At 37.3% G+C, this 10,346-nt stretch carries 9 protein-coding genes; 1 reads left to right on the forward strand and 8 read right to left on the reverse strand.

All coding sequences use genetic code 11. The features are described 5' to 3' along the window. Window positions 1-2: 2 nt before the first annotated feature. The 3 genes from xylA to U9K52_RS07290 all read right to left on the reverse strand — a co-directional run bounded on the left by xylA (window position 3) and on the right by U9K52_RS07290 (window position 3,656). Entirely contained in the window at window positions 3-1,331 is a 1,329-nt protein-coding gene (gene xylA, locus U9K52_RS07280; protein WP_263603295.1) for a xylose isomerase, read from the reverse strand. Between the two features lie 96 nt (window positions 1,332-1,427). Next, window positions 1,428-2,912, reverse strand: a complete 1,485-nt coding sequence (locus U9K52_RS07285) for a xylulokinase (RefSeq protein ID WP_322925796.1) — start codon at window positions 2,910-2,912, stop codon at window positions 1,428-1,430. Window positions 2,913-2,930: 18 nt separating this feature from the next. Further along, window positions 2,931-3,656, reverse strand: a complete 726-nt coding sequence (locus U9K52_RS07290; protein ID WP_066438240.1) for an NUDIX hydrolase — start codon at window positions 3,654-3,656, stop codon at window positions 2,931-2,933. A 602-nt stretch (window positions 3,657-4,258) separates the two neighbouring features. Here U9K52_RS07290 and U9K52_RS07295 point away from each other — a divergent pair. After that, a complete protein-coding gene (locus U9K52_RS07295) occupies window positions 4,259-4,687 on the forward strand; it encodes a hypothetical protein (RefSeq protein ID WP_248392936.1) in 429 nt (142 codons plus the stop codon). Window positions 4,688-4,770: 83 nt separating this feature from the next. Here U9K52_RS07295 and U9K52_RS07300 read toward each other — a convergent pair whose 3' ends face one another. The 5 genes from U9K52_RS07300 to U9K52_RS07320 form a co-directional block, all read right to left on the reverse strand. Then, window positions 4,771-5,934 (reverse strand): DegT/DnrJ/EryC1/StrS family aminotransferase, encoded by a 1,164-nt coding sequence (locus tag U9K52_RS07300; RefSeq protein WP_322925797.1) that lies wholly within the window; start codon window positions 5,932-5,934, stop codon window positions 4,771-4,773. A gap of 400 nt (window positions 5,935-6,334) precedes the next feature. Continuing rightward, window positions 6,335-6,940 carry a sugar transferase gene (locus U9K52_RS07305; RefSeq protein ID WP_248392933.1) on the reverse strand — a complete coding sequence of 202 codons (606 nt, stop codon included), beginning with the start codon at window positions 6,938-6,940 and terminating at the stop codon, window positions 6,335-6,337. Next, entirely contained in the window at window positions 6,933-8,111 is a 1,179-nt protein-coding gene (locus tag U9K52_RS07310; RefSeq protein WP_322925798.1) for a glycosyltransferase family 4 protein, read from the reverse strand. The genes U9K52_RS07305 and U9K52_RS07310 overlap by 8 nt, the downstream gene beginning before the upstream one ends. Beyond that, window positions 8,101-9,156: a glycosyltransferase family 4 protein gene (locus tag U9K52_RS07315; protein ID WP_263603300.1), complete on the reverse strand. Its 1,056-nt coding sequence runs from the start codon at window positions 9,154-9,156 to the stop codon at window positions 8,101-8,103. The genes U9K52_RS07310 and U9K52_RS07315 overlap by 11 nt, the downstream gene beginning before the upstream one ends. Further along, on the reverse strand, window positions 9,131-10,345 hold the full coding sequence (locus U9K52_RS07320; protein ID WP_263603301.1) for a hypothetical protein: 1,215 nt from the start codon (window positions 10,343-10,345) through the stop codon (window positions 9,131-9,133). The genes U9K52_RS07315 and U9K52_RS07320 overlap by 26 nt, the downstream gene beginning before the upstream one ends. Between the last annotated feature and the right edge of the window lies 1 nt (window position 10,346).

Below are 10,346 nucleotides of genomic sequence, written 5' to 3' on the forward strand. Positions count from 1 at the left end.
GATTAGATATACATGTTTACGATAGCTTCAAACAATTCCTGTTTTCCGCTTTTTGGCTGAGGTTCCCCTATTTCATGCGCTATTCTCTGAAGATCTTCCAGTTTAAGGTTTCCTTCTTCGAATGCCTTTCCGTTTCCGTTGTCAAAAGAAGCGTAGCGGTCTGTTCTTAATTTTTTATAGTCTGAGTTTTCAAGAATATCAGCAGCGGCCAGAAGTCCTTTTGCAAAAACATCCATTCCTGAAATATGAGAGATGAATAAGTCTTCCGGATCAATAGAATTTCTTCTGATTTTTGCATCAAAGTTTACCCCTCCGGTTCCCAGTCCGCCTGCCGGAAGAAGCACCAGCCATGCCTGAACCATTTCCAGGTAATCTACCGGGAACTGATCTGTGTCCCATCCGTTCTGATAGTCTCCTCTGTTGGCGTCAATACTTCCTAAAAGTCCGGCATCCACCGCTACCTGAAGCTCATGTTCAAAAGTGTGTCCTGCCAGCGTTGCGTGGTTTACTTCAATATTTAATTTAAAATCTTTGTCAAGTCCGTAATGTCTTAAAAACCCGATTACCGTTTCAGAATCGTAGTCGTACTGGTGTTTTGTAGGTTCCATTGGTTTAGGTTCGATCAGGAAAGTTCCTTTAAAACCCTGCTGACGCGCATAATCTCTGGACATTGAAAGGAAACGGGCAAGGTGGTCTTTTTCACGTTTCATGTCTGTGTTTAGAAGGCTCATATATCCTTCTCTTCCGCCCCAGAATACGTAGTTTTCTCCACCTAAAGCAATGGTTGCATCGATAGAGTTTTTCACCTGAGTTCCCGCGCATGCTACTACATCAAAATTCGGGTTGGTAGAAGCTCCGTTCATGTACCTTTCGTGGGTGAAAACATTGGCGGTTCCCCATAAAAGTTTAATTCCGGTTTCTGCCTGCTTTTGTTTGGCGTACTCAACCACAGTCTGAAGGTTTTTCTCATAATCTTTCCAGTTATTTGCCGGGTCTACAAGGTCGATATCATGGAAACAGTAGTAGCTGAATCCCATTTTAGACATGAATTCAAAGCCTGCATCCATTTTGTGCATTGCTCTTGTTACGGCATCATTTCCGATATCCCACGGATGATGGATGGTTGCCCCTCCGAACGGATCGCTTCCGTTTGCACACAGAGTGTGCCACCACGCCATTGCAAAACGGGTCCAGTCTTTCATGGGTTTTCCCATTACTACTTTTTCTGCATCGTAGTAGCGGAATGCCATTGGATTTCTGCTTTCTTTCCCTTCAAACTTAATCTTTTCGATCCCCGTAAAAAACTCTTTCGTACCAGTTAAAGTGTTCATATTTTTTATTTATTTTATTTTTTTTTTTGCGTAGAAATCCCCTGCTCACCGGCTTTGAGAGGTCGGTAAGAGCTATGGAAAACTTCTGTTGATTTTTTAGATTATTTCATTAAGATGATGTTTCCATCTTGTGTAAGCTTCCAGATATTGTTCTTGTTTTTCGTGTTCAGGCTCTATCACTGCTATTTTTTCGAGTGATGAAAAAGCTTCTTTAGAATCTGCATAAAACCCGATTCCTATTCCCGCAGCTCTTGCAGCTCCTACGGCTCCGTCGGTATCATAAAGTTCAATAACCGCATTGCTGACACTGGAAAGTGACTGACGAAATATTGAACTTAAAAACATATTGGCATTTCCTGCACGGATTACCTGAATATCCATCCCGATATTTCTCATGATATTCATTCCGTATTCATAGGAAAAGACAATTCCTTCCTGCGCCGCACGCAGAATATCTCCTTTAGTGTGAATGTTAAAATTAATTCCGTGAATTGAGCAGTTGGTTTCTTTGTTTTCCAACACTCTTTCGGCACCGTTACCGAAAGGGACAATGCTAAGACCTTTAGATCCTACAGGCGAAAGCGAAGCCAGCTCATTCATGTCTCCATATGAAGATAATGACGTTGCAAAATTATGCTTCAACCATGAATTCAGAATTCCTGTCCCGTTGATGCAGAGTAAAACGCCCAGCCTGATCTGTTCCGGAGTATAATTAACGTGGGCAAACGTATTAACTCTTGATAATTTATCATATTCCAGCTGATCAAGCACTCCGTAAACAACTCCTGAAGTTCCGGCAGTGGAAGCGATTTCTCCAGGATTAAACACGTTCAGTGAAAGTGCGTTGTTCGGCTGATCTCCGGCTCTGTAGGAAATCGGGGTTCCTTCTTTAAGGCCTAATTCCTGGGCTGCTGCTGCAGAAACCGAAGCCTGGATTCCAAAAGTAGGAATAATCTCAGGGAAGAAACTTTTCGGTATTCCGTAGTGGCCAATCACATCTTCTGAAATACAGTTGTTTTTAAAGTCCCAGAAAATCCCTTCCGAAAGGCCTTCAATGGTCATTCCTATCTGTCCGGAAAGTCTCATGGCGATGTAATCTCCCGGAAGCATTATTTTATCAATTTTATCAAAAATTTCCGGTTCGTTTTCTTTTACCCAGGCTAATTTGGATGCCGTAAAATTACCCGGTGAATTCAGCAAATGCGACAGGCATTTTTCTTCTCCTATTTCTTTAAAAGCTCTTTCGCCATACTGTACCGCACGGCTGTCACACCATATAATAGACGGTCTCAATAAATTCTGATCTTTGTCTACCAGGATAAGACCGTGCATCTGCCAGGTAATTCCGATTCCTTTGATGTCTTCAGGATGAATTCCTGATTCGTGCATTACGGCTTCGTGTGCCAGTTTAAGGTTAGTCCACCAATCAACAGGGTTCTGTTCTGCCCATCCCGGATTCACAGCGGTGATTTTCATTTCCTTTTTCGGGGAAAATTCTGAAGCAATCACTTTTCCGCTGGATGCCTCGATGAGACAAACTTTTACAGAAGAACTGCCGATGTCATAGCCTAGTAAGTACATAATTTTATTGAGGAGCTTTTATTTAATGAGTTTAGTATTGTTTTTCTTGTAGATTTTCGCATCGAACTTATAATATCTTGCAGCACGGTGCGAAACATTTTTTTCAATTTCGTCCAGCGGCACGATATAGTTGAATGATGATATTTTTTTATGAAAATTTTTAATGTCAATATATTTTTCACTTAATGCGCTGTAGAGCTGATAAAGCTGTCTGATGGTGAATCTTTTCGGCAGCAGTTCAAAAATGATAGAGAAGTCTGATTCTATCCATTTTCTGATTTCCACCAGTGATTCACTGATAATCTTATTGTGATCAAATGGCAGCTCCGGCACTTCATCAATCGGGAACCAGTCTACATTATCATACTTGGTACTGTTGATCTTATGATCAATCTTGCAGAGTGAAAGATAAGCCACCGTAATAATCCTGTCGATATGGTGTTTATATTCTTTACCCATCCACGTGATATCATGTTCATTATTTGCACGTCCCGGATCTGCAAAACATTTAAACTGTTTAAGAACCATTTTACGGATTCCTGTAAGTTCATGAAGTACTCTTTCTGCAGCATCATCTACATCTTCGTTGCTAAAGATCAGGCTTCCGGGCAGTTTTCTTCTTCTTTCCAAAGGGATCTCATCTACATGTCGCTGAACCAATAAAATGTTCAGGCGGTTTTCGAGATCAAATCCGAATACTACACAATCTACAGACACGTATGTATGAATAAAGTCAGGGCTCATTTAATCGTTAACATTTATGTAACATCACAAATATAAAAATTCAATTGAATAAAAAAAATAAATTTACTGCTAACACTTACATATCAACTATTTACATATCGATTTTTTATGATAACAATTGTATATATTTTATGATAAGGTTATCATTAAAATTACACTTATGTCAATCTTAAAACATGAGTTTACAACACCTTGGAAAAAAAATAATTAAAAAAAGAGATTGAAATTTTGTTTTAAAATACTATGATAAGAAACGTTAAAAAAAAGATTATTTTTTTTATTAAAAAGTGTAAAAAAAACACTTTTAGACATAAAAATTCGTTAATTTTTTGATTTTTCCTTAACCATTTTTATATGCAAGACGTAAAAATTATAGCAAAAAGAAAATCGGGAGAAAATTTGGAGATTAAATTTATGATAACCGAAAATTAAATAAAAAGAAATTATTATTGATGAAGATTCACCGGAGTTTTTCTTTACGTAAAGTCTATTCTGATATTATTTGCCATCTTCCTGATGTGGTTTATTAATTTTTATGTGAGATTTGCACCTATGGCACAACTTCTGATATAGCAAAGAGAATCACTTTAAATCCTAATATTATGTCGATAAAAATACAAGTTGCCAAGTGTACTGACTGCAATGGTTACTACTCATCCGCACCACTAGAAAATAAAGATATTTTTAATCCTGAAATTACCGATCATTATTTTTATCATGGCGAACCCTGGTTTACCCTTGATCTGAATGCTTTTGAAAAATTCAAAAAGTATGAGCGTACTGAGATTAAAGTTGTTGAACTTGATGAGCACAGAAAACAGGACCATCTGCACTGCCATTGTCCTAAGAAAAAAACAGTTTCCAAAAAGAAATACGCTTACAGCGCATCCAAGAAGCAGCACACTCTTCCTGCGATCGAAAAGTATGATGCCGATACGGATATTTACTTTAAGGATCTTTATTACACCTACAATAATTTCCACGGAATAAATGCCGGTAATTACAGCAATTCTAACCGGAAATTCAGATAACAGATACTTGTATTTACACTATAAAAAAGCAGAGATAATATCATCTCTGCTTTTTGTTTTTGCCTTATAAATTATTTAGGATTTTAAGGTACAATACTATCTGAAAGTTTTTTGTTTGAAAAAACGTTTACCATTACTTTTTCAATTCTTGCTCTGTCAGCATCAGAAAGATTAGATCCCGATGGCAGGCACAGGCTGCTTTCAAAAAGCTTCTCTGCAAAATCTCCTCCGTAATAGGGTGCCTCTTTAAAAACGGGCTGCATATGCATCGGTTTCCAGATTGGGCGTGATTCTATTTTATCTTCCAAAAATGCAAGACGAAGATCTTCCCGGTTTTTAGATGCTTTTGCTTCATCAATTGTTATTACCGACAGCCAGTGGTTGCTGAAAAAATCTGTGTCCGGCTCGCAAAACAGTTCTACACCATCCATATTTCTGGTAATTTCAGCATAGAAGTCGTGCATTTTTCTTCGGCCTTCTACCCGGCTGTTCAGGACTTCCATTTGCCCTCTTCCTATTCCTGCTGAAACGTTACTCATTCTATAGTTGTATCCTATCTCTGAATGCTGGTAATGCGGTGCCTTATCCCTCGCCTGTGTAGAAAGGAAAACGGCCCTGTCTTTGTCTTCCTTTGAATGGCATACCAATGCTCCTCCGCCGGAAGTTGTGATAATTTTATTTCCATTAAAAGATAAAATTCCAAAACGTCCGAAAGTACCACAAGATCTTCCTTTGTAAGTAGAACCAAGTGATTCGGCAGCATCTTCAATAAGAGGAATATCAAATTCTGTAGCGATGGCTAAAATCTCATCCATTTTTGCCGGCATCCCATAAAGATTAACCGCAACAATAGCTTTTGGTTTTTTATTTTTGGAAATTCTGTCTACTACTGCCTCCCTTAATGCGACAGGACACATATTCCAGGTATCTTTTTCTGAATCAACAAAAACAGGGGTCGCTCCCTGATATACAATAGGATTGGCCGAAGCTGAAAAAGTAAGAGACTGACAAATCACTTCATCGCCGTAACCAACATTGCATTCGATCAATGCTAAATGCAGGGCTGCTGTTCCGGATGAAAGTGCCGCAACTTTTACTTCCTGGTTCAGAAATTTTTCCAGATCAGTTTCAAAGCCATTTACGTTCGGACCTAAAGGAGCTATCCAATTGGTATCAAATGCTTCGTTGACATATTTTATTTCTGTTCCACCCATATGAGGGGAAGAGAGCCATATTTCAATGCTCATAATTATTTTTTTTAATTTATTACTATCTCAAATCTGGTGATTTATAGTCTTCCCATTTTTTGCTATTGAAACTTCTTACTGTATCAGCAACATTAATTAAAACTTGGGACAACTACAAGCACACTCATTTTTATGTACTATTTTTGAATATTCATGATTGGAGGGTCAGGTAAGCTCAAATAATTAATAACAGTTGATCAATTACTTTTTCTTATTTGTCTTTTCTGTCGCAATAACGACTTCTATATTTCTTATGTAGTTTATAACGTACAGAATAATCAGGAATTTTATCTGAAATATCTTCATTTATGGATGCTTCAATATGAATCCGTTTTATTCTGCAGTTTCAGCAACTACCTTGCCATGACGCTTACTCCCATATAAATATACTGCTACACTTTTAATTATTTCCGTTAAAGGCTTCTGTTGTTGCCTGCCCTTCTTTATTGATTCCTTCTTTTTTAAAAACTTTTTTAACAGTAAGGAGTACAATTTTACAATCCAGGACAAATGAAACATGATCGATATACCACACATCCAGTTCAAATTTCTTTGCCCATGAAATAGCATTTCTTCCATTGACCTGAGCCCAACCTGTGATTCCCGGACGAACTTCGTGTCTTCTTTTCTGAGATTCATTATACAAAGGCAGATACTGCGGTAATAAAGGTCTCGGACCAATGATGGCCATATCTCCTTTAAGAACATTGATCAGCTGCGGAATCTCATCAAGAGAAGTCTGGCGTATAAAACTTCCCATTGGCGTAAGTCTGTCAGCGTCCGGCAGATAATTTCCTTTGCTGTCTTTTTTATCCGTCATGGTTTTAAACTTAATAATGTTAAACATTTTTTCATTAAGTCCCGGCCTTCTCTGGAAAAAGAACGGTTTGCCGTCATTCTGAAAATACAGCACCACAAGTACAATAAGAAAAACAGGTGACAATAAAATCAAACCTGAAAAAGCAATCAGAAAATCAATTACTCTTTTCAATAAGTTCTTATACATCTATATTATTTTCTTTAAGCAGGGTTTTATATTCCTTTAATAATTCATTCCAGATCACAGACTGCTCGTACCGCGACTGAATCATAGGCCTGGAATTTATTTTCAGCTTCTGATACAAATCTGTATCCGAAAGTATTTTCTCCATGGCTACTTTGAGTTTATCACTATTTTTTACCGGAATAATCATTCCGTTTTGTCCTTCAACAATGATTTCGTTGCAGCCGTTGATATCGGAAACGATGCTTGGCAATTCCATCGCTCCCGCCTGCATAACAACATTAGGGAAGCCCTCACGGTAGCTTGGAAAAACCAGCGCGTCTGAAACCGCAAAATAGGGTCTCACATCTTTCTGAAATCCTAAATCCAAAATATCAGGATTGTTTTTTATCTCTTGCACTGTTTCCGGCTGCAAGGGATCAAGGTGTTCTTCCAAAGGGCCGATCAGTAAAAGCTTTACCGATTTTGACCGATTTGCATTCTTACTGATCTGTGAAAAAGCCTGAACCAGTTCATTAATGCCTTTATCACCTACCAAACGTCCTACAAATACAAAAACAAAATCTGATGCAGTGATGTTGAGCTCTTTTTTTAGCTGATCTTTTTGTTCATCATTAATATTTTCAGGAGAAAAAAAGCGGGTATCGATTCCGTTGGATGATCCATTGCCTATAACCTTCAGTTTTTTGCTTTGTGTTAAATTATTTTTAAGGATGAAATCATACAATCCTTTAGAATTCGGGTACACTTTTGTTGCGGAAGTGTAGGTGAGTTTTTCAACAAAATCCAATATTTTACGCTTGGTTCCCTGTGCTTCCATTAAAGGCAGTCCAGCCACAGTATGAAGCCTAAGCGGAACTTTTGCCAATTTTGCAGCCAGCATTCCTATAATTCCCGCTTTCGGAGTATGCGTATGAACGATCTGTGGTTTCTGTCTTTTTAGAAACTGATAGGTTTTCCAAAGAGATTTTAAATCGCTGAGAGGAGTAATTGCCCTTGACATTTCAATAGCTACCACATTAATACCTTCCGAATCTTTTACATCATATAGCTCTTGTCCTGATGAAGAAACGCCCGTTACATCAAAATATTCTGACATAAATTTATGCTGCCCCTTCAGTAATACTTTCAGAGAAACCGGAACTGTTGTTATACGTACTAATTTAGTTTTCAAACGCTCTAATTATTTTTTTCAAGTTATTATCTGTATTGTATGTTGAATCTATCAACATTCTTCCTTCATGACCTTCCTGAATTGTTACCTGCTTATTTTCTATGTATTTTTTTATGGCATTATACCAATCATCTCCGTGTACAAAATCTCCGTTTTTCCCCGGATTTACGATATCGTTATTCATCCCTACAGGCGATGCAAGAACCGCGATACTGCATCCCATATACTGTATGAGCTTGTAAGAACATTTGCCCTGTTCCCAAGGTGTGTCATGTAAAGGCATTATTCCAAGATCAAATTTATTGATTTCTTCAACCTCTGTATTTTCATTCCAGGGAATAAAGCTGATAAATCCATCTGTTTCCGGAGATTGCCTGGCCCCGATAATATTGACCCTGAAATGCGGAAATTCTTCGTTAAGTTTTTTGAATACAGGAAATAATTCTTCAATATATTTATAGGTAGATGGTGAACCGATCCAGCCTAGTGTAAAATGGGAAAGATCCTTATTATCTATTTTATAATATTTATTACGATTAATTACCGTTGGTAAAAGAATTATTTTCCTGGCGCCCGCTTTTTTTGCTCTGTCTGCAAGATAGCTGTTACCGGCAAATACACATTTACTGTTTTTCATCACGATATCTATTTTATCAGACAAAAATTTTCGCAGCCATTTGTTTTTGCTAAGATCATAGTTGTGAAAAATAGCATCATCATAATCTGCGAAATATCCGATTCCGGCTTTATTTAAAGCGACCTCTGCCCAAGCCGGCAGGTAAGGGAATAATTCTTTTTCTATAACAACAATATGATACTTTTTGACGGAAAGCAGCACAAGCATCCGCTTAAAATATCCTGCAACCAAATATAAAAACCTACTTTTCCTGTTATCATACAAAGCCGAGAGATATCGATCCCCAAGAAGACAAGAATGGCTTACTTCAAATCCTTTTTCCTGTAAAGAAGAAAAGAACTGAAAGCTCCTGAGCCTGCTGCTTGCACCCAAAGAAGAATATTTAGTGAAGTAAACTATTTTTTTCATTAAAAATTTTATCTCTTTTTACAAAATATATGAATGGTATCACATAAAATATATTAAACTCGAAAGATTCCAGATAAGGATTGGTAAAGGTGGCTACAAGCATCGATATAAATCCTACCAGCATATAATGATCGTACGGATTTCTTGATTTTAACGTCACGTATTTATATACCGAATACAGAAAAGGAATAGAATAAATTAAAAATCCGAAAAGCCCTACTCTGAAAATGATTGCAAAAGGCACATTTTCATAACGCCAGGGGAATTTTTTACTTCTAATATAGTCAACACCTACGCCGTGCCCGGCTCCGAAAATATTTCTGTTAATCCCTTTAATCAGTGCCTCGGTCTGCTCTGCACGAACCTTATCTCCTCCACCGAATAATTTATCATAAAAACCTTCCAATACGTTGAATACATTTACCCCATAACTGTTTAATATAAAAAACAGTAAGACCGCCAATAAAAGCCCGAGAAAAATATACTTTACAATTTCAAAGGAGGCATTAATCATAACATAAAAAAACAATCCTAAAAAAACACTTAAAAGAAGTGCGGATCTTCCGGAAACAATTGCTGTACTTATCGTTAAAAGAAGGATCACAAAAAACAGGATTTTTCTCGGGAAAATTTTCTGTATCTGTATAAATGCAGGAATAAAAAAGATCAGTGAACCATAAACGAAAAGCTTCATCTCCACAATACCTTTTTTAGTAAAGGTCATATTCGGATCTTCTATAATGAGCTCCAGAATCTGTCTTTTTCCGTTCATGAAAAGCCAGATGGCCACAAATACGGAAATACAGCCCAGAACCATGTATATATTGAGGTATCTGATGATTTTTGGTAAAGGAAATTTCTCAAAGCAGTAATTCATAATAACCGTCCACATGATCGGTGTAAAAGCATAAACAATGAGAACCTGACTGAGTGCTTCCATAGGATCTTTAGACTTATTGACCCCGATCACAAGATAAATAATGGTGATCATCAGACTCAGCAGAAGACTGAAAACAACTACCCTTTCAATCTTATGTATCTGAGAAAGACCAACGATAAAAAACAACAGTAAAAACGGCAGTTTAATATTCCTAAATGAATTCGGAAAGACAAAGAGCATGAATGCTACGATGACGATCAGGACATTTAGCAGATTAAAAAACGTTTTATTTTTATAAAGCTTTATCAAT

The organism is Chryseobacterium sp. MHB01, assembly GCF_034651565.1.
Lineage (GTDB): Bacteria > Bacteroidota > Bacteroidia > Flavobacteriales > Weeksellaceae > Chryseobacterium > Chryseobacterium nepalense.